25 protein-coding genes are annotated in these 22,755 nt (G+C 71.8%); 11 read left to right on the forward strand and 14 right to left on the reverse strand.

From position 1 onward, the window contains the following. Positions 1-22: 22 nt before the first annotated feature. Both HQ603_RS06075 and HQ603_RS06080 read right to left on the reverse strand, forming a co-directional pair. Positions 23-826 (reverse strand): anti-sigma factor, encoded by an 804-nt coding sequence (locus tag HQ603_RS06075; protein ID WP_222683633.1) that lies wholly within the window; start codon positions 824-826, stop codon positions 23-25. A 43-nt stretch (positions 827-869) separates the two neighbouring features. Next, a complete protein-coding gene (locus HQ603_RS06080; RefSeq protein ID WP_222683739.1) occupies positions 870-1,511 on the reverse strand; it encodes a sigma-70 family RNA polymerase sigma factor in 642 nt (213 codons plus the stop codon). A 314-nt stretch (positions 1,512-1,825) separates the two neighbouring features. Between HQ603_RS06080 and HQ603_RS06085 the strand changes: the two genes are divergently transcribed. Beyond that, positions 1,826-2,824 (forward strand): ATP-binding cassette domain-containing protein, encoded by a 999-nt coding sequence (locus tag HQ603_RS06085; RefSeq protein ID WP_222683634.1) that lies wholly within the window; start codon positions 1,826-1,828, stop codon positions 2,822-2,824. 1 nt (position 2,825) lies between these two features. Then, positions 2,826-3,668: an ABC transporter permease gene (locus tag HQ603_RS06090; protein ID WP_222683635.1), complete on the forward strand. Its 843-nt coding sequence runs from the start codon at positions 2,826-2,828 to the stop codon at positions 3,666-3,668. 4 nt (positions 3,669-3,672) lie between these two features. On the opposite strand, the gene HQ603_RS06095 is transcribed toward HQ603_RS06090, so the two are convergent. Together HQ603_RS06095 and HQ603_RS06100 are read right to left on the reverse strand one after the other, a co-directional pair. Beyond that, positions 3,673-4,929 (reverse strand): class I SAM-dependent RNA methyltransferase, encoded by a 1,257-nt coding sequence (locus HQ603_RS06095; protein ID WP_222683636.1) that lies wholly within the window; start codon positions 4,927-4,929, stop codon positions 3,673-3,675. Next, positions 4,926-6,959 (reverse strand): APC family permease, encoded by a 2,034-nt coding sequence (locus HQ603_RS06100; RefSeq protein ID WP_222683637.1) that lies wholly within the window; start codon positions 6,957-6,959, stop codon positions 4,926-4,928. Before HQ603_RS06100 ends, HQ603_RS06095 begins: the two co-directional genes overlap by 4 nt. 104 nt (positions 6,960-7,063) lie before the next feature. Here HQ603_RS06100 and HQ603_RS06105 point away from each other — a divergent pair, with 104 nt between their 5' ends. Together HQ603_RS06105 and HQ603_RS06110 are read left to right on the forward strand one after the other, a co-directional pair. Next, positions 7,064-7,726, forward strand: coding sequence for a potassium channel family protein (locus tag HQ603_RS06105; protein WP_222683638.1), 663 nt, complete (start codon positions 7,064-7,066; stop codon positions 7,724-7,726). A gap of 62 nt (positions 7,727-7,788) precedes the next feature. Beyond that, positions 7,789-8,454, forward strand: coding sequence for a potassium channel family protein (locus HQ603_RS06110; protein WP_222683639.1), 666 nt, complete (start codon positions 7,789-7,791; stop codon positions 8,452-8,454). Here HQ603_RS06110 and HQ603_RS06115 read toward each other — a convergent pair. After that, positions 8,422-9,117: a DUF3159 domain-containing protein gene (locus tag HQ603_RS06115; RefSeq protein ID WP_222683640.1), complete on the reverse strand. Its 696-nt coding sequence runs from the start codon at positions 9,115-9,117 to the stop codon at positions 8,422-8,424. The two genes, HQ603_RS06110 and HQ603_RS06115, sit on opposite strands and share 33 nt — an antisense overlap. A gap of 46 nt (positions 9,118-9,163) precedes the next feature. Next, positions 9,164-9,541, reverse strand: a complete 378-nt coding sequence (locus tag HQ603_RS06120; RefSeq protein WP_068100877.1) for an OB-fold nucleic acid binding domain-containing protein — start codon at positions 9,539-9,541, stop codon at positions 9,164-9,166. Between the two features lie 179 nt (positions 9,542-9,720). On the opposite strand from HQ603_RS06120, the gene HQ603_RS06125 reads away from it, so the two are divergent. Next, entirely contained in the window at positions 9,721-10,473 is a 753-nt protein-coding gene (locus HQ603_RS06125) for an alpha/beta hydrolase (protein WP_222683740.1), read from the forward strand. Between the two features lie 41 nt (positions 10,474-10,514). Here HQ603_RS06125 and HQ603_RS06130 read toward each other — a convergent pair whose 3' ends face one another. Both HQ603_RS06130 and dut read right to left on the reverse strand, forming a co-directional pair. Beyond that, positions 10,515-11,384 carry a DUF3710 domain-containing protein gene (locus HQ603_RS06130; protein WP_222683641.1) on the reverse strand — a complete coding sequence of 290 codons (870 nt, stop codon included), beginning with the start codon at positions 11,382-11,384 and terminating at the stop codon, positions 10,515-10,517. 2 nt (positions 11,385-11,386) lie between these two features. After that, positions 11,387-11,941 carry a dUTP diphosphatase gene (gene dut, locus HQ603_RS06135; protein WP_222683642.1) on the reverse strand — a complete coding sequence of 185 codons (555 nt, stop codon included), beginning with the start codon at positions 11,939-11,941 and terminating at the stop codon, positions 11,387-11,389. Positions 11,942-12,060: 119 nt separating this feature from the next. Here dut and HQ603_RS06140 point away from each other — a divergent pair, with 119 nt between their 5' ends. Then, entirely contained in the window at positions 12,061-12,513 is a 453-nt protein-coding gene (locus HQ603_RS06140; RefSeq protein WP_222683741.1) for a DUF3093 domain-containing protein, read from the forward strand. Positions 12,514-12,607: 94 nt separating this feature from the next. Here HQ603_RS06140 and HQ603_RS06145 read toward each other — a convergent pair whose 3' ends face one another. Continuing rightward, positions 12,608-12,910, reverse strand: coding sequence for a DUF4193 domain-containing protein (locus tag HQ603_RS06145; RefSeq protein WP_068100871.1), 303 nt, complete (start codon positions 12,908-12,910; stop codon positions 12,608-12,610). A gap of 475 nt (positions 12,911-13,385) precedes the next feature. On the opposite strand from HQ603_RS06145, the gene cei reads away from it, so the two are divergent. Then, positions 13,386-14,066 carry an envelope integrity protein Cei gene (gene cei, locus HQ603_RS06150; RefSeq protein WP_222683643.1) on the forward strand — a complete coding sequence of 227 codons (681 nt, stop codon included), beginning with the start codon at positions 13,386-13,388 and terminating at the stop codon, positions 14,064-14,066. A 66-nt stretch (positions 14,067-14,132) separates the two neighbouring features. Here the strand turns inward: cei and HQ603_RS06155 are convergent, their stop codons facing one another. After that, on the reverse strand, positions 14,133-15,071 hold the full coding sequence (locus HQ603_RS06155; protein ID WP_222683644.1) for an inositol monophosphatase family protein: 939 nt from the start codon (positions 15,069-15,071) through the stop codon (positions 14,133-14,135). Between the two features lie 94 nt (positions 15,072-15,165). On the opposite strand from HQ603_RS06155, the gene ppgK reads away from it, so the two are divergent. Continuing rightward, the gene (gene ppgK, locus HQ603_RS06160) at positions 15,166-15,978 is read left to right on the forward strand and encodes a polyphosphate--glucose phosphotransferase (RefSeq protein ID WP_222683645.1); all 813 of its coding nucleotides are present in this window, start codon (positions 15,166-15,168) and stop codon (positions 15,976-15,978) included. 153 nt (positions 15,979-16,131) lie between these two features. After that, positions 16,132-17,478, forward strand: coding sequence for an RNA polymerase sigma factor (locus HQ603_RS06165; protein ID WP_222683646.1), 1,347 nt, complete (start codon positions 16,132-16,134; stop codon positions 17,476-17,478). 48 nt (positions 17,479-17,526) lie between these two features. Here HQ603_RS06165 and HQ603_RS06170 read toward each other — a convergent pair whose 3' ends face one another. Beyond that, entirely contained in the window at positions 17,527-17,865 is a 339-nt protein-coding gene (locus tag HQ603_RS06170) for a DUF952 domain-containing protein (RefSeq protein ID WP_222683647.1), read from the reverse strand. Further along, the gene (locus HQ603_RS06175; protein WP_308126382.1) at positions 17,862-18,821 is read right to left on the reverse strand and encodes an EamA family transporter; all 960 of its coding nucleotides are present in this window, start codon (positions 18,819-18,821) and stop codon (positions 17,862-17,864) included. The genes HQ603_RS06170 and HQ603_RS06175 overlap by 4 nt, the downstream gene beginning before the upstream one ends. A 253-nt stretch (positions 18,822-19,074) precedes the next feature. Here HQ603_RS06175 and HQ603_RS06180 point away from each other — a divergent pair, with 253 nt between their 5' ends. After that, positions 19,075-19,269, forward strand: coding sequence for a DUF7455 domain-containing protein (locus HQ603_RS06180; RefSeq protein ID WP_068150802.1), 195 nt, complete (start codon positions 19,075-19,077; stop codon positions 19,267-19,269). A 73-nt stretch (positions 19,270-19,342) separates the two neighbouring features. On the opposite strand, the gene HQ603_RS06185 is transcribed toward HQ603_RS06180, so the two are convergent. After that, positions 19,343-21,091, reverse strand: a complete 1,749-nt coding sequence (locus HQ603_RS06185) for a DEAD/DEAH box helicase (protein WP_222683648.1) — start codon at positions 21,089-21,091, stop codon at positions 19,343-19,345. Between the two features lie 389 nt (positions 21,092-21,480). On the opposite strand from HQ603_RS06185, the gene HQ603_RS06190 reads away from it, so the two are divergent. Further along, positions 21,481-22,503 (forward strand): YihY/virulence factor BrkB family protein, encoded by a 1,023-nt coding sequence (locus HQ603_RS06190; protein WP_371830977.1) that lies wholly within the window; start codon positions 21,481-21,483, stop codon positions 22,501-22,503. Here the strand turns inward: HQ603_RS06190 and HQ603_RS06195 are convergent. Continuing rightward, the gene (locus tag HQ603_RS06195) at positions 22,476-22,715 is read right to left on the reverse strand and encodes a DUF3039 domain-containing protein (protein ID WP_222683650.1); all 240 of its coding nucleotides are present in this window, start codon (positions 22,713-22,715) and stop codon (positions 22,476-22,478) included. The two genes, HQ603_RS06190 and HQ603_RS06195, sit on opposite strands and share 28 nt — an antisense overlap. Positions 22,716-22,755: the final 40 nt, after the last annotated feature.

A 22,755-nucleotide genomic window follows, 5' to 3' on the forward strand; every position in this document is an offset into this window, starting at 1 on the left:
GAGTCGGATGCAGGCGGGTCGCCTAGAAGGTGACGGCCACGATGGGCTGACTGGTGGGGGCGTCGGACCCGCCCTCGGGCTCGACGGTGACGGCCCAGGTGGTGGCGTCCTCGAGTCCGCTGACCAGGTGTTCGCGGTCGGCGGTGGCCGCGTCGGCCTCGACGAGTCCGGCGGGCCGCGGCGCGGGGTCCGCGCCGATGAGCCACATCTCGAAGACGCGTCCGTCGCCCGGGTCGGTCAGACCGTCGAGGGTGACCACGGCGGCGTCGTGCGATCGGGACCACGCGACGGTGGCCGATCCGCCGCCCTCGACGGGAACGGTGCTGCGCTGGACGTCGTCGGCGGCGAGCACCGTCGCGGTCGGCGAGGTGGGGTCGGACCCGAACTGCTGGGACACGACGGCACCGCCCACGCCCACGACGAGCACCGCGGCGGCCGCGGCGGCGGCGATGCGCCACCGACGGGTGCGTCGCCGGTCGTCGAGGGACACCACCGGAGCGGCGGGACCGGCCTGCTCGGTAGTCACGGCCTGCTCGGTAGTCAGTGCTTGCTCGGTATCTGGGGCCTGCTCGGCGTCGACGGCGGACAGGACTCGCTCGCGCAGGTGCGCGGGCGGCGGGCTGGCGTCCGCGTCGGCGGCCAGTGCGAGCGTGACGTGCACCGATTCGACGACGGCGTCGAACCGGGCCCGGACGTCGGGCGACGCGGCGGCGACGCGGCGGTCGATGTCGGCGCGTTCCACGTCGTCGACGGCGTCGAGCGCGTAGGCGTACGCGAGGTCGACGAGGTCCGACGACTCGGTGTCGCCGGGGGTCGAGGCAGTCATGGGGCGGTACTCGTCTTTCCGATGTCGGCCGTGGTCGGCAGGGTCATTCACCGCCGTCCACCCCCAGACATTTCTGTAGCTTGATCAGTCCGTCCCGGATGCGGGACTTGACGGTGGGCACGGCGACACCGAGTCGCTCGGCCACCTCGCGGTAGGTCCACCCGTTGTAGTACGCCATGCGGACGGATTCGCGTTGGGTCTCGGTGAGCGCGGCGAGGCAGCGCACCACCGCCTCGGACTCGAGGGTCTGGGTGACCGACTCGAGCACCTCGTCGTGCGCCGGGCTGTGGGCCTTGCTGCCGTACAGCGCTTCTCGGTCGGTCCCCGACTGCTCCGAGCGCACCCGGTCCACGGCGCGGCGGTGGGCCAGCGTCATCATCCAGGCCAGCGGCGATCCCTGTGCCGGGTCGTACCGATCGGCGGTGCGCCACACCTGCAGGAAGACTTCCTGTGTGGTCTCCTCGCTGAACCCGGGGTCGCGCAGGACGCGGAGCACCATGCCGTACACCCGTGACGACGTGAGGTCGTACAACCGGCCGAAGGCCGTCTGATCGCCCGACGCCGCCGCGGACAGCAGCACGCGCAGCTCGTCGGCCTCGGCGGCGCGCCGTGACCGGAGGGCGTCGGTCGGCACCGCGCACGTCGGGTCGGCGGTCTCGGCCGTCCGAGGCTCGTCCGCAGTCATCGGCCGCAACCGGGCGCGAAACAGGATGTGGCGTTCATCGGTCACGACACTAGTGGTCACCGTCCGCACCTCACTACCGGCCGCGCCGACTCGTCGTCCTCCGCCCCCGAAAGATCCCTTCGATCCGTCACCCCGTATTCGGTACCGACCCCGAGTCGGACCGGAATCGAACCGGGCGGACCGGAAATCCGTTGCGATTCCCGCACGGACACGCGCACCATGTGCTCGACCGGGTGCACGTCACCCCTCACGACTGCGGCGGCCGCACCCGGCCCCCGCGATGAGTTCTCGGATCGGCAGGAGTCTGTCTCGTCATGAACCGCACCATTCTCGACGACGCGACCCCCGCGTCGACCGCGCGCACCGACCTCGCGATCGAGGCCAGCGGATTGCGCAAGACGTTCGGCTCCACCGTGGCGGTCGACGGGGTGGACCTCGCCGTGCCGCGCGGCGGCGTCTACGGCGTCCTCGGCCCCAATGGGGCCGGCAAGACCACCACGATGCGCATGCTCGCCACGCTGACCGGCATCGACGGCGGCTCCGCCCGCGTCCTCGGCCACGACGTGGCCACCGAGCCCGACGCCGTCCGTTCGGCCGTGTCGTTGACGGGCCAGTTCGCCTCCCTCGACGAGGACCTGACCGGCTACGAGAACCTCGTCCTGCTGTCCCGGTTGCACGGGTACAGCCGGCCCGCCGCCCGCGAGCGTGCGGACCTGCTTCTGCGGGTGTTCGACCTCACGGCCGCCGCCGGCAAGCAGGTCAAGACGTACTCGGGCGGTATGCGGCGTCGGGCCGACATCGCCGCGGGCCTCGTGGTCACCCCGGAGCTGATGTTCCTGGACGAGCCGACCACCGGCCTCGATCCCCGCAGCCGCAACCAGGTGTGGGAGATCGTGCGGTCACTGGTGGCGGGCGGCACCACGGTGCTGCTGACCACGCAGTACCTGGACGAGGCCGATCAGCTCGCCGACCGCGTCGCGGTCATCGACTCCGGTCGGGTCATCGCCGAGGGCACCACCGGTCAGCTCAAGGCGTCGGTGGGGTCCGGTTCCCTGCACGTGCGGGTCGCGGACCCGGCGGTGCGACCCGACGCCGCCCGCATCCTGCGGGAGACGCTGCACACCGACGTCGTCGAGGAAGCGGACCCCGCCGCGTTGACCTCGATCGTCGACGACACCGCCGCCGTCGCACGCGGCCTCACCGCCCTGCACGAGGCCGGCGTCGAGATCGGCACCTACGCGCTCGGGCAGCCGAGCCTCGACGAAGTCTTCCTGGCCCTCACCGGCCGCCCCGCCGAACAGGAGGCGTCCTGACATGACCACCACCGACACCGGCGCCCGCGCGTCGACCCCGACCCCGTCCGTCGCCGACCTGCTCGCGTCGTCCGGCCCGCGTCCGCCGCGACCCACCTCGACCTCGGCGGCGCTGTCGTTCGGGTGGCGCGCGCTGCTGAAGATCAAGCACGTCCCGGAGCAGCTGTTCGACGTGACCATGTTCCCGATCATGTTCACGCTGATGTTCACGTTCCTGTTCGGCGGCGCGCTGGCCGGCTCGACCGGGGCGTACATCCAGTTCCTGCTCCCGGGCATCCTGGTGCAGACGGTCGTCATGATCACCATGTACACCGGCATGACGCTCAACCGGGACATCGAGAAGGGCGTCTTCGACCGGTTCCGCTCGCTGCCCATCTGGCGGCCGGCGCCGCTCGTGGGCGCGCTGCTCGGTGACGTCGTCCGCTACACCCTCGCGTCGACCATCGTGCTGCTGCTGGGCCTCGTGCTGGGGTTCCGTCCCGCCGGTGGTCTGCCGGGGGTGGTGATCGCGGTGGCGCTTCTGCTCGCGTTCTCCTTCTGCGTGTCCTGGGTGTGGACGATGTTCGCCCTCATGATGCGCAGCGAGACCGCCGTGATGAGCGTGTCCATGCTGGTGCTGTTCCCGCTCACCTTCGCCAGCAACATCTTCGTCGACCCCGCGACCATGCCCGGGTGGCTGCAGGCCTTCGTCGAGGTCAACCCGGTGTCGCATCTGGTGACGACGCTCCGCAGCGTGTGCGACGGCGCCGTGGACACGACCGCGCTGATGTGGACGGGCATCTGGTCGGTGGGGCTGCTCGCGGTGTTCGGACCCATCACCATGCGGCTCTACAACCGCAAGTAGCCCGTCAGCGCACGAGGGCGGCGATGCACTCCACGTGGCTGGTGAGCGGGAACGCGTCGAACGCGCGCAGGTGCTCGAGGCGGTAGCCGTGCCGGAGGTAGAGGCCGAGGTCGCGGGCGAAGGAGGCCGGGTCGCAGCCGACGTGGACCACGCGGCGCGGCCCGGCGTCCGCGACGGCGGCCACCACGGTCTTCCCGGCGCCCGCCCGCGGCGGGTCGAGGATCACCGTCGCCGGGCTCGACGGGAGGTCGGCGAGCGCGCGTTCCACCGGGGCGGCGCGTAGGTCCACGGCCGCGAGGTCGGTGAGCGCGGCGCGGCCGTCGCGCACGGCGTCGGCCGACGCCTCGACGCCGACCACCGAGCCGGTGCTCCCGGCGTCGTCCGCCACCGCGGCCGCGAAGACCCCGGCACCGGCGTACAGGTCCCACACCGTGTCGCCCGGTCGGACGTCGGCCCACTCCCGCACCACGGCCGAGTACCGGTCCGGGGCACGGCGGTGGGCCTGCCAGAAGCCCTGCGCGTCGACCGTCCAGTCGCGATCGGCGACGCGCTGCCTCGCGCGGCCCGATCCGACGACGACGCGGTGGGCGCGCGGCGCGGACCGGCGGGCGCGTCGGGACGACGCTCCCCGACGCGCGCCGCCGCGGGACGTGGGCGACGCCGTCGGCGGCGCGATCTCGACCACGTGCCGCTCGTCGTCGGAGTCGAGCGCGACCGCGAGATCGGCGCCGGGCGTCCAGGTTCGGTCGGCGAGACCGTCGTAGGCCGCGACCGGCGACTGCGGACAGGCGAGGTCGGTGACCAGCTCGGCACTGCGCGCGCGGTGGAAACCGGCGCGGCCGTCGTCGCCCACGCCGAGCCGCAGCCGGGTGCGCCACCCCGTCCGCTCACCCCAGGTCTCGACGTCGACGTCGGTCTCGACGTGCGCGATGCGGCGCAGTTGGTCGGACACCACCGCCGCCTTCCACGCTCTCGCCCCCGCCTCGCCGGCGTGGGACAGGTCGCAGCAACCGGAGCCGCCGGGTCCCGCGATCGGGCACAGGCGGTCGATCCGCTCGGGCGACGCGTCGACGATCTCCACGGCGTCGGCGCGGCAGAAGCTGCCCCCGGTGTCCTCGGTGACCAGGGCACGCACGGTCTCCCCCGGCAGGCTGTGCCGGACGAAGATCACCCGGCCCTCGTGCCGCCCCACGCAGAATCCGCCGTGCCCCGGCGCGCCGACGACGACCTCGAGCACGCGGCCCGTCCAGGACTCGCTCACGCGCCCGGTCCCCGATCGCGCAGCGAGTCGACCCCGCGCTCACGCGGCGACTCGTATCCCCGGCGGGACCCGCCGGGCGCGTTCTGCAGGCTCTCGCGCTTGGCGCGCTCGGACGAGTTGAGCTGCCACGGCACGCTGGTCACCATCACGCCGGGCTGGAACAGCAGGCGGCTCTTGAGCCGGAGCGCGCTCTGGTTGTGCAGGACCTGCTCCCACCAGTGGCCGACGACGTACTCGGGGATGAAGACGGTGACGACGTCGCGCGGAGAGTCCCGCTTGACCCGTCGCACGTAGTCGAGAACCGGCTTGGTGATCTCGCGGTACGGCGACTCGACGACCTTGAGCGGCACGGTGACGTCGCTCTTCTCCCAGTCGCGGACCAGCGCACGCGTGTCGGCCTCGTCGACGTTGACGGTGATCGCCTCGAGCGTGTCCGGACGCGTGGCGCGGGCGTACGCGAGCGCGCGCAGCGTCGGGCTGTGCAGTTTGGACACCAGCACGATCGAGTGCGTACGACTGGGCAGCACCCCGTCCCACTCGACGTCGGACAGCTCGGCGGTCACCGAGTCGTAGTGCTTCCGGATGAGCTTCATCAGTCCGAAGATGAACAGCATCGCCGCGATCGCGATCCACGCGCCGGCCAGGAACTTGGTCAGCAGCACGATCACCAGCACCACGCCGGTCATGGCCAGACCGATGCCGTTGACCACCCGCGACCGCACCATCCGCCGTCGCGCCGCGGGGTCGGTCTCGTCCCGCAGCAGCCGCGTCCAGTGCAGCACCATGCCGGTCTGGCTCAGGGTGAAGGAGACGAAGACGCCGACGATGTAGAGCTGGATGAGCTTGGTCACCTCGGCGCCGAAGACCACGACGAACGTGATGGCGGCGGCCGAGAGGAAGACGATGCCGTTGCTGAACGCCAGGCGGTCGCCGCGCGTGTGGAACTGGCGCGGGAGGAACCGGTCCTGCGCGAGGATCGAGCCCAGCACCGGGAAGCCGTTGAAGGCGGTGTTGGCGGCCAGGACCAGGATGAGCGCCGTGACGATCGTGATGAAGTAGAAGCCCGGGCTGAACCCCTGGAAGACCGCCTCCGCGAGCTGCGCGATCAACGTCTTCTGCTGGTAGCCCTCCGGCGCGCCGATCAGCTGGGTCGCCGGGTCCGCCGCGTACTTCACCCCGATCTTCTCCGCCAGCACGATGATGCCCATGAGCAGCGTGACGCCGATCGTGCCCAGGAGCAGCAGGGTGGTCGCCGCGTTGCGCGACTTCGGCTTGCGGAACGCCGGCACGCCGTTGGAGATCGCCTCGACACCGGTGAGGGCCGCGCAGCCCGACGAGAACGCCCGGGCCAGCAGGAACGCGAACGCGATGCCGTACAGGTGACTGTCCTCGGCCTGCAGGTCGAAGGCCGACGACTCGGCCGCCACGTCCTCCCCGAGCACGAAGACCTGGATCAGACCCCACGCCAGCATGACGAACATGCCCACCATGAACGCGTACGTCGGGATGGCGAACGCCGTGCCGGACTCGCGCACGCCGCGCAGGTTCACCGCGGTGATCGTCGCGATCGCCGCGACGGCGAAAAGCACCTTGTGCTCGGCGACGAACGGGACCGCGGACCCGATGTTCGACGCCGCGGCCGAGATGGACACCGCCACCGTGAGGACGTAGTCGACCATCAACGCGCTGCCGACGGTCAGACCGGCCGTCGGCCCGAGGTTGGTGGTGGCCACCTCGTAGTCGCCACCGCCCGACGGATACGCGTGCACGTTCTGCCGATAGCTGGCCACGACCACCGCCATCACCACGGCGACGGCCAGGCCGATCCACAGGGAGAACGAGTACGCGGTGATGCCGGCAACCGACAGCACCAGGAAGATCTCCTCCGGCGCGTAGGCGACCGACGACATCGCGTCGGAGGCGAACACGGGCAGCGCGATGCGCTTGGGCAGCAGCGTGTGACCGAGAGTGTCGCTACGGAACGGCCGACCCAGCAGCAGCCTCTTGGTGGCCGTCGAAAGCTTGGACACAGGCTGAAGCGTAAGCCGTGCCGGACTCGACCGGGGGGCAGGGTGACCGATAGCGTGAGCGCGTCGGTCCAGCACGCGAGTCCACGCCCCGAACGGAGCAATCGTTGTACGTCGTCGTCATGGGGTGCGGCCGAGTCGGATCCTCGCTCGCCACCGCCCTGTCCCGCCTCGGTCACGAGGTCGCCGTCATCGACCGCGACCCCACGGCCTTCGGTCGCCTCGGATCCACCTTCACCGGGCAGCGGGTGACCGGCATGGGGTTCGACCGGGACGTGCTGACGGAGGCGGGTATCGAGCGCGCCGACGCTCTCGCCGCCGTCTCGTCGGGCGACAACTCGAACATCATCTCCGCCCGCGTCGCCCGTGAGACCTTCGGTGTCGAGCGCGTCGTCGCCCGGATCTACGACGCCAAACGCGCGCGGGTGTACGAACGTCTGGGCATCCCCACCGTGGCGACGGTGCCGTGGACCACCGATCGCTTCCTGCACACGCTCATCCACGACGACGAGCGGACCAAGTGGCGTGACCCGTCGGGCAACGTCGCGGTCACCCGACTCGATCTTGCCGACGGGTGGGTCGGCCGCAGCGTCACGACGCTCGAGAAGACCACCGGCACCCGGGTGGCGTTCCTCATCCGCTTCGGCAGTGGGCTGCTCCCCGATCGCAAGACCGTGCTGCAGGCCGACGACGAGGTGTGGGTCGCCGCCGTCGACGGCATGGTCGCCGAGGCCGTTGCCCTCGCGAGCAGCCCGCCCCCCGAGGAATGAGACCGCGGGCCGCCCGGGCCCGGGCATCCCACCTCGACCCGCCGAAGAAACGGATCCCGTTCATGAGAGTCGCCATCGCCGGAGCCGGCGCGGTCGGCCGTTCGATCGCCCGCGAGCTGCTGCGTTCCGACCACCACGTCCTGCTGATCGAGCGCAAACTCGACCACGTCGACCCGGAATCGGTGGTCGAGGCGGAGTGGGTGCACGCCGACGCGTGCGAGCTGGCGACCCTCGAGGACGCCGGCCTCGAGTCGTACGACGTCGTCATCGCGGCGACGGGCGACGACAAGGCCAACCTGGTGCTCAGCCTGCTGGCGAAGACCGAGTTCGGCATCGACCGCGTGGTCGCGCGGGTCAACGACCCCCGCAACGAGTGGTTGTTCGACGGATCGTGGGGCGTGGACGTCGCCGTGTCCACCCCGCGGATGCTGGCGTCCCTGGTCGAGGAGGCCGTGTCGGTCGGTGACCTCGTCCGCCTCATGACCCTGCGTCAGGGCAAGGCCAACCTGGTCGAGATCACCCTGCCCGCGACCACTCCCCTGGCCGGCAAGCCGGTCCGCAAGGTCACGCTGCCGCGCGACGCCGCGTTGGTGACCATCCTGCGCGGCGGACGCGTGATCGTCCCGCAGGCCGACGACCCGCTCGAGGGCGGCGACGAACTGCTGTTCGTGACCACCGTGGACGTCGAGGACGAGCTACGTGCCTGCCTCGGACTCGCGCGTCCCTGATTCCCGCGCCACCGACTCGCGCACGTCCGACTCGGCCGCCTCGGCGACGAGGCGGTCCGCCCGGCGCACGGCCCAGAACGTGACGCCGAAGGCGACGGCCGCCAACGGCCACCCCATCGCGATGCGGGCGACGGCGAGCCATCCCGTCTCGTCCGCGTCGTAGAGCCGCGACTGCACCACGTACCGAGCCACGAACACCAGCACCCAGGCGGCCGTCGCGATGTCGTAGGCCCGCACGGCGCGCGCGTGCCCCCGCCATTCCTTGGCGGTGCCGTTGAGGTACCCCCAGATGAGGCCGACCAGGGGCCGCCGCACCAGGATCGACACCAGGAACACCCCGCCGTAGACCAGCGAGGTGTAGATGCCGAACAGGAAGTACCCCTTGGCATCGCCCGTGCGATAGGCGATGAACGCGCACACCGCCACCCCGAAGAAGCCCGAGATCGCCGGTTGGACGGGATCCTTGCGCACGAGGCGCCAGAGCAGGATGGCCACGGCGAGTCCGAGCGCGGACCACACGGCCACCGTCAGGCCCGCGACCGCGTTCACGGGGACGAACACCAGAACCGGCAGGGTGGAGAAGACGAGGCCGCTCACGCCGCCGAGTTGCGCGAGCACGGTCGGCGGCGGGGCGTCGGTGTCGATCTTCGGGGCGTCGCTCATGTCTGCTCACCCTGCCAGACCGGGCACCCGAACTCCGAGCGGTGCGTCAGTCTCCGGACCGGAGCTCGTAGTACGGGTTGTAGATGACCTTGCGTCCGTCGCGCTCGCCGACCCGGCCGCGGACGAGGAGCTGCGTTCCGGACTCGATACCCGCGATCTTGCGGCGGCCCATCCAGACGAGCGACAGCGTGTCGGTCCCGTCGAAGAACTCGGCCTGCACGGCGGCGTTCGCGGACTTGCTGCACGCCTCGACACTGCGGAGGCGGCCGATCATGGTGACCTCGTCACCGCGGGAACAGTCGCAGGCCCGTTGTGCACCGGACGCCCTCGACTCCGACTCCATGTCCTCGGCATCGAGCTGGTCGATGTCCTCGGTCAACTTCCGAGCCATGCGGCGGAAGTATCCTGCGGCAGCGGGTGCCATGGTTGCTCCTGGAGCGTTCACGCGGGCGGTCCGCGACTGGTGTTTCGCTTCTGTCAGCGCCACTGTAGACCCCGGCCGCACCGCCCACCACACCCCTCGAACGTCTGCTCGGTCACGCTGCCGGCAGGCCCCCACCACGGACGAAGGAGCCCCCGGTCGTGACCGACACCACGCTGGTGATGCTGCCGGGCACCGGATCCGACGCGGCGTTCGTCCGGACGGCGTTCCAGGCCGCGGCGACGGCGGCGCACTGGCGGCTGCGGGCGATCGAGCCCGAGCCGGACGATCTGGTCGCGGGATATCGACGGGCCCTCGGCGACGCCGCGCGGGACGCGCGCGCCGAGCACCCCGGGCACCGCCTCCTCGTCGGGGGTGTGTCGATCGGCGCCGCGGTCGCGGTGCGCTGGGTGCTCGACGGCGGGAGCGACGCGCGGGCGGGTGCGGCGGGCAGAGAGGCGGGCGACAGCGCGGGCGACGACGCGGGCGTCGACGGTGTGGTCGCCGTGATGCCGGCGTGGACGGGCGCACCGGACTCCGCTCCGGCCGCCGTGCTGGCCCGGACGTCGGCGGCGATGCTGCGCCGCGACGGACTCGAGGTCACCCTCGACGGCATGGCCGCCACCAGCCCGGCCTGGCTGGCGCGCACGCTGGCACGGTCGTGGCGGGCGCAGTGGCCGCACCTGCCGGACGCGCTCGAGGAGGCCGCCGCCCACCGCTCACCGACGGAGGCCGACCTCGCCGCGCTCGCGATTCCCGTCGCCGTCGTGGGGGTGACGAACGACCCGGTTCATCCCGTCGACGTCGCGCATCGGTGGACGTCGGCGCTGCGCCGTGCGGCGATGGCCACGACGACGCTCGACGACGTCGGCCGAGAGCCGGCCGTGCTCGGACGCTGCGCACTCGACGCCTGGACACGGGTGACGCATCCCTGACCGGCGTCCGCCCGGCCCGGGCAGTGCTGCCGCCGCTGGGGTCAGCCGAGTTGCTGCATCGCCGATCCGGACGGGCCGCGTCGAGTCCCGCCGGCCGACGGGTCCTCGCCCGGCTCTGGCGCCGGGTGCGGGGAGCCGGCCTGTTGCTGCCCGGCCTGCTGCTGGGCGGCCTGCTGGGCCGCTGCCTGCTGGGCCGCTGCCTGCTGGGCGGCCTGCTGTTGCTGCGCCGCCGCGAGTTGCTGGGCGAGCGCCTGCGGCAACGTCACCGGCAGCGGCGTCCGCACCGGATGCGGATCGGACCCGCGGTCGACGATCGTGCCCGCCACCACGGCCCGTGCCTGCTGAACCAGGGGCGAGTCGGCCCCCACGGACCCCGCCGGGCCCGTCGCGACCCCGCGGATCATCCAGCGGTAGCCGTCGACGCCGATGAACCGAAGCTCACCGCCGGCGGTGAGGCCGACCACCTCACGGCCGAACGGGCCGCTCTCGACGGACACCGAGGCGTTGTCCCGTCGCAACGTGTCGGCCAGCTCGGTGGCCACCTCACGCCACTGACCGGGCGACTTCGGGGCCGCGAACGCCGCCACCGTGATGCGGCCGTGCTGGGTCACGATGTGCACCGCCTGCGGAGTGCCCTGCTGCGTCATCTCGACCTGCAACTGACCACCCGCAGGGAGCGGCAGAAGCACCGAACCGAGGTCCAGCCGACCCTGCGCGATTTCCTCCCGCTCACCCTCACGGTCCTCGATGGACCAGGGACCGCTGTCCGGATCCGCGGTCCCGTCGGCCACGTCGACGGAGTCGTCGGCGCCGTCGGCACCGAGGTCCTCGTCGGCCTCCGCATCGAGGGCCGACGACCGTGCCTCGGCCTCCGCGGTCTCGGTGGTGTCGCGCTTCTTCCTGCCGAACATGCTCACTCCTTCTCGCTCGCGCCGACCACCGGGTGGTCCGCGCGCGCGCCGTCCGTCGTGTGGTCCGCTGCCCCGTCCAGCACCGCGTGGCCGCCACTCGAGCCGTATCCGCCGACGCCGCGGGTCGTGTCGTCCAGGGTGTCGACCTCGACGAATCGCGGCAACTCCACCCGCTGCACCACCAGCTGCGCGATGCGATCGCCGCGTCGCAGATCGATGGGGGTCGTGCGGTCGTGGTTGATCAGGCAGACCTTGATCTCGCCGCGGTACCCCGCGTCGATGGTGCCGGGGGTGTTGACCACCGACAGTCCCGTGCGCGCCGCCAGACCGGACCTCGGGTGGATCAGCCCCACGGTTCCCACGGGCAACGCGACCGCGATGCCGGTGCCGACCAGCACGCGGGCGCCCGGGGCGATGGTGACGTCCTCGGTCGCGGTGAGGTCCACTCCCGCGTCACCGTGGTGCGCGCGAGTCGGGGCGGGCACGGACGGGTCGAGGCGGCGGAACGAGACGGCCCACTCGCCGTCGTCGAACCCAGCCGAGCGGGGGTCGGTCACGATCGACGACGTTACCCGGCCGTCCGCGGCCGTCCGACCCGCGCACCCGACGCACTACCCTGGGGATCGTGGGAGAGAACGACACGCGTCGCACCGATCGAACCGACGCCGCGGAGACCGTGCTGCACGACGAGCGGCTCACCGTGCCGCTCTGGTACTGGTTCGCCGGTGTCGGCGTCGCCGCGATTCTGTCCGCCGAGGTGCACCTGGGGTCACCCGGCATCATGGCCTGGTTGCCCTACGTGGTCCTGGTTCCGTTCGCCCTGTGGATCGTCGCCCGCCTGGGACGCACCCGGGTGCGGGTGGTGGAGCGGGGGGGCGAGCGGTACCTGCTCGCCGGGAAGGCCACGCTCCCGGCCTCCGTGGTCTCGCGCGCCGCAGCCGTTCCCGCCACGGCGAAGAGCGCCGCGCTGGGACGCCAACTCGATCCCGCCGCCTACGTGCTCAACCGGTCCTGGGTGAAGACGCTGGCGCTGGTCGTCCTCGACGACGAGGACGACCCCACGCCGTACTGGCTGATCAGCACCCGACGTCCCGAGGAGCTGGTCGCCGCGCTCGTCCCCGGCGCCTGACGGCCCGGCCCCGAGGCGGCCCGGGCCCGAGACGACAACGGGCACCCGACGTGGTCGGGTGCCCGGTACGTGGTTCCTACGGGTGACGCCGGGATCAGGCAGCGCAGTCCCGGCAGATCGGCGCGCCGCCGTTCTCCTCGGCCAGTCGCGACCGGTGATGAACGAGGAAGCAGCTCGAACAGGTGAACTCGTCGGCCTGCTTCGGGACGACCCGGACCGAGAGTTCCTCGCCCGAGAGGTCCGCGCCCGGCAGTTCGAACGACTCCGCCGTGTCGGTCTCGTCGATGTCGACGACGGAGGACTGCGCCTCGTTGCGTCGTGCCTTCAGTTCTTCCAGCGAATCCTCCGACACGTCGTCGGATTCGGTGCGTCGTGGTGCGTCGTAATCGGTAGCCATGACCGTGTCCCCTTACCTTCCTGCCGGACCGGGATGGGTGCCCGATCCTCTCGATCGCCTTCGTGGGGATGTGCAAGACGTCGACCGCTTCTTGTTCGACGAACTCGTTCCTCGTGTGCGTACATCCTCGGCTGCACCGCTGTGGTGCTTCCGAACGGTGTTCGTGGCCGAACAGCCGATCGGGTCAGGTTGTTCCCGAGGCTTCCCCTCGCCGCCCACCGGGCGGTGCGTCCGAACGACCATTCGCAGCCGAGGCCCGGACGGATGACCGTTCGCCGCGGACGGTCCGCCGAGCCGCCCGTACCTGACCGGGCCGCCAGACAATAGCCGACGCCCGCCCGGATCGAAAGCACCCGCCGTCACCCGGCCCCGTCGGCCGTGTCGGGCTCGTCGGCGCTGTCGGCCCGGTCACGATTACAGTGATCGCGACACGCCGCCCCAGCCGGGGACCGACGACGGAAGGGCAGCCGCCAACGTGGTTTCGTACATCACCCGAGGGTCGTCGACCGACGATCGCGGCAAGCCGTTCCCCCGCCGTCGTCCCGCCCCGATCCTGATCGTGCTGGTGGTGCTCGCGCTGGCGGGTGCGGCCGTGTGGGTGCGGGTTCTGACGGCGGCGGAGACCGGCACCGAGGCGGTGGCGTGCAACTCCCCGCAGCCGCCCTCGGATCCCGCGGCACCCACCGCCGCCGCCCTCGGCACGGTGGTCGATCGCACCGTCGTGGACGCGACCGAGCCGCTGCCGTTGGCCGCCACGAAGGTGCGGGTGTTCAACGCCAACGGGCAGGGCGGGCAGGCCGCGGAGATCGCCGCGGACCTCAACAACTTCGGGTACGCCAGCGCCCCCGACGTCCAGGTGGGCAACGACCCGGTCTACGTCGACCAGAACATGCAGTGCATCGCCCAGATCCGATTCGGTGAGGCCGGCACCGCCGCGGCCGGCACCGTCGCGCTGGTGGCGCCGTGCGCGGAGTTCGTGCGCGACGATCGCGCCGACGACACCGTCGACCTCGCGCTCGGCACGAACTTCCGTGCGCTGCAGCCGAACACCGACGGCGAGGAAGTGGTCCGCTCGCTCGCCGAGGTCGCCCCCGGCCAACCCGCACCGGCGCTCGATCAGGATCTGCTGCAGGCGGCACGCACCGTCGACTGCTGACGGCCCGACCGACCCGACCGACCCGACCGACCCGACAACCCCGACGACCGCCGAGAACCGCCGACGTCAGCGCGCGGGATCCTCCGCGATGGGATCGAGCGCGCCGAGCTCGTCGAGCAGGGCGGAGAACGCCGCCGCGACGCCCGGCGACGCGGCCACCGTGACCTCCCCGTCGCTGCTGCGCGAGTGCGGTGACGGCGTACGCACCACGGCGCCCGCCTCGGCCGCGACGAGCGCTCCGGCGGCCCAGTCCCACGGCGAGAGGCCGTGTTCGAAGTGCGCGTCCACCTGCCCGGCCGCGACCATGCACAGGTCCAGCGCCGCCGATCCCACCCGGCGCAGGTCGCGCACCCGGGGCAGCAGCCCGCTCACCACCTCGCCCTGCCGGCGGCGGCGCGCCGCTCCGTAGCCGAAGCCCGTCGCCACCAGGGCCATCGACACGTCGTCGACGTCGGTGACGGACAACCGGACCCAGTCCCCGCCGTCCTCGCTGACCCACGCTCCGCCGCCGCGCGCGGCCGCGTACGTCCGTCGTCCCACGACGTCCTCGACCGCACCGGCGACGGACGTACCGTTCACCTGCGCGGCGACCGACACCGCGTAGGCGGGCAGGCCGTAGAGGAAGTTGACGGTGCCGTCGATCGGGTCCACCACCCAGCGCACCCCCGACGGCGCGCGCACGGCCCCGCCGCCCTCCTCGCCGAGGACGTCGTCGTCGGGCCGGTACGTCCGGAGCAGTTCGCGCACCCGGTGTTCGGCCTCGGTGTCCACCACGGTGACCGGGTCGGTGCGCGTCGACTTCGACTGCACGGCGTCGGCCGCCGCGCCGCGCGGGCCGAACACCTCCGGGCGACGTCGGGCGACGAGCCGGCCCGCGTCGCGCGCCACCTCGACGGCGATGCGCCGCAGCGTCTCCGGATCGTCGGCGGTGTCACCGGGGGTCACGGTGCGGTCGGCGGGAGAGGAAGGATCCACGGGCGAGGTCACCGGCCAATCCGACCACATCCGCGACCGCCGCGCCGCCCCGTACCGCCGACGACAACTAGGGTGATCCGCGAGCGCCGGTTCCGCTCGCCCGCTGCCCGAGGAGGATGCACGCATGTCGAACGGCCCCACCGAACCCGGACCCGTCTCCATCGCCGACCGGACCGGCACCGCGCCCGCGGGCCGAGGCTTCGGTGTCGACGTCGGCGGCAGTGGTGTCAAGGGCGGCATCGTCGACCTGTCCACCGGTGAGCTGATCGGTGAGCGGCACAAGATCGAGACGCCGCAGCCGTCGACGCCGCAGGCCGTGGCCGAGACGGTGCGCGCGATCGTCGACCACTTCGAGTGGACCGGCGACGTCGGCATCACCCTCCCCTGCGTTGTGACCGGCGGCATCGCGCGCACGGCGGCCAACGTCGACCAGGCCTGGATCGGCACGGACGCGGGTGCCCTGTTCTCCGAGCATCTCGACGGCCGCGGGGTGACGGTGCTGAACGACGCGGACGCCGCGGGCATCGCCGAGGACAAGTTCGGCGGCGGCCGGGACACCAAGGGCGTGGTGATCCTGCTGACGTTCGGCACGGGAATCGGGTCGGCGATCCTGCAGAACGGTGTTCTGTTGCCCAACACCGAACTCGGGCACATGGAGGTCGACGGCAAGGAGGCCGAGCACCGCGCCGCGTCCCGCGTCAAGGAGGAGAACGACCTCTCCTACAAGCAGTGGGCCAAGGAGGTCTCCCGCGTGTTGCAGCGCGTCGAGGACCTGTTCTGGCCGGACCTGTTCATCGCCGGCGGCGGTATCAGCCGCAAGGCCGAGAAGTGGATCCCGCTGCTCACCAACCGCACCCCCGTCCAGCCCGCGACCCTGCGCAACACCGCCGGCATCGTGGGTGCCGCACTCGCCGCGACCTCCCGCGTGGCGCCCTGAGAACCGCCCTCGACTCGCGCGGTCTCCGACAGTGCCGCGCGGTCGTTACAATGGTCCACGCCCCGGCCGCGACGGCAGGGTAATCCGAGAGACCTCTCCGCCGGAAGAACACTCTGGCGTGACGCCGCACGACACCGTCACGAAAGGGCGTACGTGGCAGCCACCGACATTCGTCAGACCGTAGAGACCGCGACCGACACCGCGGACGCTGCGGTCGCCGCACCTGCGAAGGCTCCCGCCAAGAAGGCGGCCCGCAAGGCCCCCGCCAAGAAGGCCGCCCCGCGCGGCGCCGCCGCGAAGAAGACCGCGGCGAAGAAGGCCCCCGCCAAGAAGGCCGGCGCCGCCGCCGCGCCCGCCGAGGACGCGGACGAGAACCCCTCGGACATCGCCGACCTCGACGTGCCCGAAGGCGAACTCGCCGCCGAGTCCGACGTGGTGGAGGTCGTCGCCGTCGGTGAGGACGGCGAGGACGAGGCCACCGCCGAGCCCACGGCCGAGGACAAGGCGTCGGGCGACTTCGTGTGGGACGAGGAGGAGTCCGAGGCGCTGCGTCAGGCCCGCAAGGACGCCGAGCTCACCGCGTCGGCCGACTCGGTCCGCGCCTACCTCAAGCAGATCGGCAAGGTCGCCCTCCTCAACGCCGAGGAGGAGGTGGAGCTGGCCAAGCGCATCGAGGCGGGTCTGTACGCCACGCAGCTGATGGCCGAGTCCGCCGAGAAGGGCGAGAAGCTCCCCGTCGCGCAGCGCCGGGACATGAACTGGATCTGCCGCGACGGCAACCGCGCCAAGAACCACCTGCTCGAGGCGAACCTCCGCCTGGTGGTCTCGCTGGCCAAGCGCTACACCGGCCGCGGCATGGCCTTCCTCGACCTGATCCAGGAGGGCAACCTCGGCCTGATCCGCGCGGTCGAGAAGTTCGACTACACCAAGGGCTACAAGTTCTCGACCTACGCCACGTGGTGGATCCGTCAGGCCATCACCCGCGCCATGGCCGATCAGGCCCGCACCATCCGCATCCCGGTGCACATGGTCGAGGTCATCAACAAGCTCGGCCGCATCCAGCGCGAGTTGCTCCAGGACCTGGGCCGCGAGCCCACGCCGGAGGAGCTGGCGAAAGAGATGGACATCACGCCGGAGAAGGTGCTGGAGATCCAGCAGTACGCGCGTGAGCCCATCTCGCTGGACCAGACCATCGGCGACGAGGGCGACAGCCAGCTCGGCGACTTCATCGAGGACTCGGAGGCCGTGGTCGCGGTCGACGCCGTGTCGTTCACGCTCCTGCAGGATCAGCTGCAGTCCGTGCTCGAGACGCTCTCCGAGCGCGAGGCCGGCGTGGTCCGTCTGCGCTTCGGTCTCACCGACGGGCAGCCGCGCACCCTCGACGAGATCGGCCAGGTCTACGGAGTCACGCGCGAGCGCATCCGGCAGATCGAGTCCAAGACCATGTCGAAGCTGCGCCACCCCAGCCGGTCCCAGGTTCTGCGCGACTACCTGGACTGAGCACCCGCAGCACCGCCTCGTTCACCGCCCGGTGACCACGGCTCGGCGTCACCCGCCGAACGAGCCGTCGTCACCGGGCGGTCGTGCGTCCACCCGGCGTACGGCGCCGACCGGGATCGGCCCGTAGTGATGCGGGAACCGCATCGATTCCGGATCGCCCGGCACCCCGGGTTCCCACCGCACCTCGCCCGGCAACGCGGCGGCGTCGACACGGAGCACCAGCAGGTCCGTGCGGCCGCGGAAGAGCCGGTTCGCGGGCAGGTGCACCTGCTCGGCGGTGGAGAGGTGGACGAAGCCGTCGGTCGCCAGCGACGGCGGGGCGATCTCGCCGGCGGCGCGATACCCGGCCCACTCGTCCTGCGTGCAGAGGTGCAGAAGTTCGGTCACGTGAGTCCTTTCGGTGCCCGCGTCGGGGGCGGATCGGCAGGGCGGGGTGGATCGGCAGAGCGGGGTGGATCGGCAGGGCGGGGGCGGCGGTCCACGCCGCCGAGCATCAGCGCGACCACGACGAAGGCGATGCCGACCGCCTCGGTGATCTCGGGGAGCTGACCGAGGACCACCAAGCCCACCACCGTCGCCGTGGTGGGCAGCAGGGCCAGCAGGAGCGCGAAGCGTGCGCGGCCCACCGACCGCAGGACCACCTGGTCGAGCGCGTACGGCACCACCGACGACAGCAGGCCGATGCCCAGCCCCAGCGCCCACGTGGCGGGGTGCGCGAACACACCGGGGTCGGCGAGCAGCTGCGGCGTCAGGCCGATCGGTGCCAGGAGGACGGTCGCCGCGCCCATGCCGACGGCGAGCGAATCGAGCCCGCGTCCGGCGTCGGCGACCACGGTGCCGAGCACCACGTAGGCCGCCCACAGGGCGGCCGCGGTCAGCGCGAACGCCACCCCGACGGCGCCGACGTCCCCGGTCGCGCCCGCGGCCAGGGCGACGCCCACGATCACCAACGCCAGCGACAGGACGTCGCGAGGACGTCGGGAACCCAGTGCGGCCACCGCCACCGGGCCGAGGAACTCGACGGCCACCGCCGTTCCGAGCGGGATCCGGGCGATCGCCTCGTAGAACGCCAGGTTCATCGCGACGGTCACCACGCCGAATCCCGTTGCGGCCAGGACCGACCGGCGCGTCCACCGCGTGCGCCACGGCCGACGCCAGGCGAGCAGGATCACCGCCGCCCCGGCGGCTCGCAGCCAGGCGACGGTGGTGGGCGAGGTGGTGTCGAACAGGAACACGCCGACCGCGGCGCCGAGGTACTGGGCCACCGCGCCGACGACGAACACGCCGGGCACCGCCCACCCGGGGAAGGTGCGCGGTGCGGTACGCGACGTGTCGGAGGCCACGAGGGAGCACGCTAGCGAGACGGCGGGGTCGACCCCCGAGCCGGGTCCGACGGGGCCGTCGCGTTCTGCCCTCAGCGAACGTCTCGAGCAGCCGAGGCCCTGGCCAGCATGTTTCGTGTTAGTGACGACACATCGTGTCCTGCGTGGGAACACCGCATGGCGGCTATACGTCTGACAGAGTGAACGAACCGCGTCGCACCGGCGCGGAGGACCGATCCCAGGACCGTGCTTTCGCGGTCAGTACGGAGGCGTCATGCCCGGATTGATGACAGACACGACCCTCACAGCGGCGGATCGATGCGACCGCTGTGGCGCAGGCGCACGGGTGCGCGCCGTCCTCGCCACCGGCGGTGAGCTTCTCTTCTGCCGCCACCACGCCAACGAGCACGAGGACCGCCTCCGCGAGATGAACGCGACCATCGTGACGGATGCCGACGCGATGGCCTGACGGCCCCGCTCCACCCGCGAACGGCGGGCGACCACCTCGGTGGTCGCCCGCCGTTCGTCGTTGCGGCGCCCCGTCACCAGGAGCGCAGGGCGGCGATACGTTCGGTGAGCTGTTCGGCCGTCGCGATGGCCGTCGGCGGCCCGCCGCACGTACGGCGCAGTTCGCCGTGGATGATGCCGTGCGCCTTGCCGGTCCGGTGATGCTGCATCGCGACCAAAGAGTTCAGTTCCTTGCGCAGATCCGCGAGCTTGGCGGCGTCGCCCGCCCGACTCTCGGCCGCCCGCGCGGGCGTCGGGGCCGGCGCTTCGGCGCGGGCCGGGCTCGCGAGCTGGTCGCTCTGACGCTTACGCAGCAACGCGCGCATCTGGTTCCCGTCGAGCAGGCCGGGCAGGCCGAGGTAGTCCGCCTCCTCGTCGCTGCCGGAGAACGTGGCCGTACCGAAGGACGAGCCGTCGAAGATGACCTGGTCGAGCTCGGCGTCCGCGCCCAGGGCGGTGAACGCCTTCTCCTCCTCGCCCGGTTCGTCCTTCTGCTGGTTCGCGTCCGCAAGCAGGTCGTCGTCCAGACCGTCCTTCTCGCGATGCGGCTTGCCGATCACGTGGTCGCGTTGCGCCTCGAGCTTGCTCGCGAGGTCCAGCAGCACCGGCACGGACGGAAGGAAGACGCTGGCGGTCTCGCCCTTGCGGCGCGAGCGCACGAAGCGCCCGATCGCCTGCGCGAAGTACAGCGGCGTCGAAGCGCTGGTGGCGTAGACGCCGACGGCCAGGCGCGGCACGTCGACTCCCTCGGACACCATGCGTACCGCCACCATCCACGCCGACGTGCCGGCGCCGAACTCGGCGATGCGTGACGACGACGTCGGGTCGTCGGACAGCACCACCGTGGGCATCTCACCGGTGAGCGTTTCGAGGATGCCCGCGTACGCGCGTGCCGTGGTCTGGTCCGAGGCGATGACGAGGCCCCCGGCGTCGGGGATGCCGCCGGCACGCAACTGGTGCAGCCGGGTGTTGGCCGCCGAGAGCACGGACGGCACCCACTCCCCCGACGGGTCGAGCGCCGTGCGCCACGCACGGGCGGTCTGCTCGGCGCTGAGCGGCTCGCCGAGTCGAGCGGAGAACTCGTCGCCGGCGCTGTTGCGCCACCGCGCCTCGCCCGAATAGGCCAGGAACACCACCGGACGCACGACGCCGTCGGCCAGCGCGTCGGCGTACCCGTAGCTGTGGTCCGGTCGCGACCGCGGCAGGCCCTCCTCGTCCGGCTCGTAGGACACGAACGGGATCGGGCTGTCGTCGCTGCGGAAGGGCGTACCGGTGAGCGCCAGGCGCCGAGTCGCGTCGCCGTAGGCCTCCCGGATGCCTTCGCCCCAGCTCTTGGCGTCACCGCCGTGGTGGATCTCGTCCAGGATCACCAGGGTGCGGAACGATTCGGTCCGGACGCGGTGCCGGGCGGGATGCGACGCCACCTGCGCGTAGGTGACCACGATGCCGTGGTAGTCCGCCGAGGTCGACCCCGTGCTGTTGGAGAAGCGCGAGTCGAACGCCAGACCCACGCGGGCGGCCGCCTCCGCCCACTGGTGCTTGAGGTGCTCGGTCGGGGCGACGACCGTCACGCGGTCCACGGTGCGATCCGCCAGCAGCTCGAGCGCCACTCGGAGGGCGAAGGTGGTCTTGCCCGCGCCGGGCGTCGCGACGGCGAGGAAGTCTCGTGGCCCGCTGGTGAGGTACTTCGTCAGCGCCCGCCGCTGCCACGCGCGCAGCGGCGGCAGGGACACTCCCGCCGGACCCGTGGCGCCGCGCGGTGTGTCGTCCACCCCGGCGGTCATCGGCGCACCCCGCCCCGAGTCGACTCCGCGCACGGCCTCACGAGAGGTCGGTCCGTCCGTGGCACTGGAACTCCCGTCCGGCTCGCTCGTCTTCTGCACACCGCGGGCAACCCTAGCGGCCCGCGCGCCGGACCGACCAATCCCCAGGACGGGGTGACACGCCGCCCGGCACCGCCGCATCTCCCCGCGCCGTCCGTCATGCTGGAGCGATCATGTCCGCGCCCGAGAACGACCGGCCCACCGAGTCCGTGACCGCCGTGCCCGACGGCTCGGCAGCGTCCGACGGCTCGGCAGCGTCCAACGGTTCGGCAGCGTCCGACGTCCCCGAAGCGTCCGACGTCCCCGGCACCGGCCCGGTGCCGGCTCGCCCCGTCCGGACGGCGTGGCGCGTGCTCGTGCGCACCGCGAGCAAGGCGTGGGACGACTCGATCTTCTCCGAGTCGGCGACCGCGGCGTTCTGGCAGACCCTGTCGCTGCCCCCGCTGATCCTGGCGTTGCTCGGCAGCCTCACCTCGGTGGCGGCCTGGTTCGGGCCGAACACCCTCGACATCATCGAGTCGAAGATCCTCACGTTCAGCGGCACGGTGTTCAGCGACAACGTGGTCGACGAAATCATCGGTCCGACGGTGCGGGACATCCTCGCGAGCGGTCACGGCCCGGTGGTGTCGGTGGGTTTCCTGCTCTCGCTCTGGGCGGGGTCGTCGGCGATCTCGACGTTCGTGGACTCGATCGTCGCCGCACACGGGCAGCAGGACGCACGCAACCCGGTGTGGCAGCGGATCTTCGCGCTCCTGCTCTACGTGGGGTTCCTGATCGTCGCGGTGTTCGTCCTGCCGCTGGTCGCGCTGGGCCCGACCATGATCGGCCGGGTGCTGCCGTCGTCGTGGTACGAGATCGGGTCGAGCATCATCGACGTCGCCTACTACCCCGGCGTGGGACTGCTGCTGATCGTCGGCCTCACCACGCTGTACAAGGTGGCGCTGCACACCTCGCTGCCGTGGCACCGTCTGCTCGGCGGGGCGTTGCTGGCCGGCGTGTTCTTCATGATCGCGAGCGCGGTGCTGCGCGCGTACCTGTCCTGGGTGACCGGAACCGGCTACACCTACGGCGCGCTGGCCACGCCGATCGCGTTCCTGCTGTTCACGTTCTTCCTCGGATTCGCCGTGGTCCTCGGCGCGGAGTTCAACGCGACCGTGCAGGAGTTCTGGCCCGCGCGCGCGTCCCGGCTCGAGCAGGTGAAGGACTGGGTGAACACCAAGGCCGTCGAACCGGCGACGGGCGCCCTCGGACGGCTGGCCACCGGGCCCGTCCGGCTCGGTCGTCAGGACGCCCGCGCCGACCGACCGGAGGCGTCTCGCGGTCGGTCGGCCCGGCCGGAGACGGCTCAGTCGCCCTTGCGCAAGCCGTCGTAGACCTTCTTGCACTCCGGGCACACCGGGGATCCCGGCTTGGCCGACTTGGTCACCGGGAACACCTCGCCGCACAGCGCGACGACGTGGGTGCCCATGACCGCGCTCTCGGCGATCTTGTTCTTCTTGACGTAGTGGAAGAACTTGGGAGTGTCGTCGTCGGTGGTCTCGTTGGTGGAGACATCGGGCCGTTCGATGGTCTGCGTGCTGCTCATCGTTCGATTATGACGGTTGTTCCCGACGACGGCGTCGGAC

The sequence above is a fragment of the Rhodococcoides corynebacterioides genome (assembly GCF_019834675.1).
Taxonomy (GTDB): domain Bacteria; phylum Actinomycetota; class Actinomycetes; order Mycobacteriales; family Mycobacteriaceae; genus Rhodococcoides; species Rhodococcoides corynebacterioides_A.

Coding starts and splice junctions, on each gene's coding strand:
- HQ603_RS06075 (WP_222683633.1), bottom strand. CDS start 826: ATGACTGCCTCGACCCCCGGCGACACCGAGTCGTCGGACCTCGTCGAC.
- HQ603_RS06080 (WP_222683739.1), bottom strand. CDS start 1,511: ATGACTGCGGACGAGCCTCGGACGGCCGAGACCGCCGACCCGACGTGC.
- HQ603_RS06085 (WP_222683634.1), top strand. CDS start 1,826: ATGAACCGCACCATTCTCGACGACGCGACCCCCGCGTCGACCGCGCGC.
- HQ603_RS06090 (WP_222683635.1), top strand. CDS start 2,826: ATGACCACCACCGACACCGGCGCCCGCGCGTCGACCCCGACCCCGTCC.
- HQ603_RS06110 (WP_222683639.1), top strand. CDS start 7,789: ATGAGAGTCGCCATCGCCGGAGCCGGCGCGGTCGGCCGTTCGATCGCC.
- HQ603_RS06115 (WP_222683640.1), bottom strand. CDS start 9,117: ATGAGCGACGCCCCGAAGATCGACACCGACGCCCCGCCGCCGACCGTG.
- HQ603_RS06120 (WP_068100877.1), bottom strand. CDS start 9,541: ATGGCACCCGCTGCCGCAGGATACTTCCGCCGCATGGCTCGGAAGTTG.
- HQ603_RS06125 (WP_222683740.1), top strand. CDS start 9,721: ATGCTGCCGGGCACCGGATCCGACGCGGCGTTCGTCCGGACGGCGTTC.
- HQ603_RS06130 (WP_222683641.1), bottom strand. CDS start 11,384: ATGTTCGGCAGGAAGAAGCGCGACACCACCGAGACCGCGGAGGCCGAG.
- HQ603_RS06145 (WP_068100871.1), bottom strand. CDS start 12,910: ATGGCTACCGATTACGACGCACCACGACGCACCGAATCCGACGACGTG.
- HQ603_RS06155 (WP_222683644.1), bottom strand. CDS start 15,071: ATGTGGTCGGATTGGCCGGTGACCTCGCCCGTGGATCCTTCCTCTCCC.
- ppgK (WP_222683645.1), top strand. CDS start 15,166: ATGTCGAACGGCCCCACCGAACCCGGACCCGTCTCCATCGCCGACCGG.
- HQ603_RS06180 (WP_068150802.1), top strand. CDS start 19,075: ATGCCCGGATTGATGACAGACACGACCCTCACAGCGGCGGATCGATGC.
- HQ603_RS06185 (WP_222683648.1), bottom strand. CDS start 21,091: ATGACCGCCGGGGTGGACGACACACCGCGCGGCGCCACGGGTCCGGCG.
- HQ603_RS06195 (WP_222683650.1), bottom strand. CDS start 22,715: ATGAGCAGCACGCAGACCATCGAACGGCCCGATGTCTCCACCAACGAG.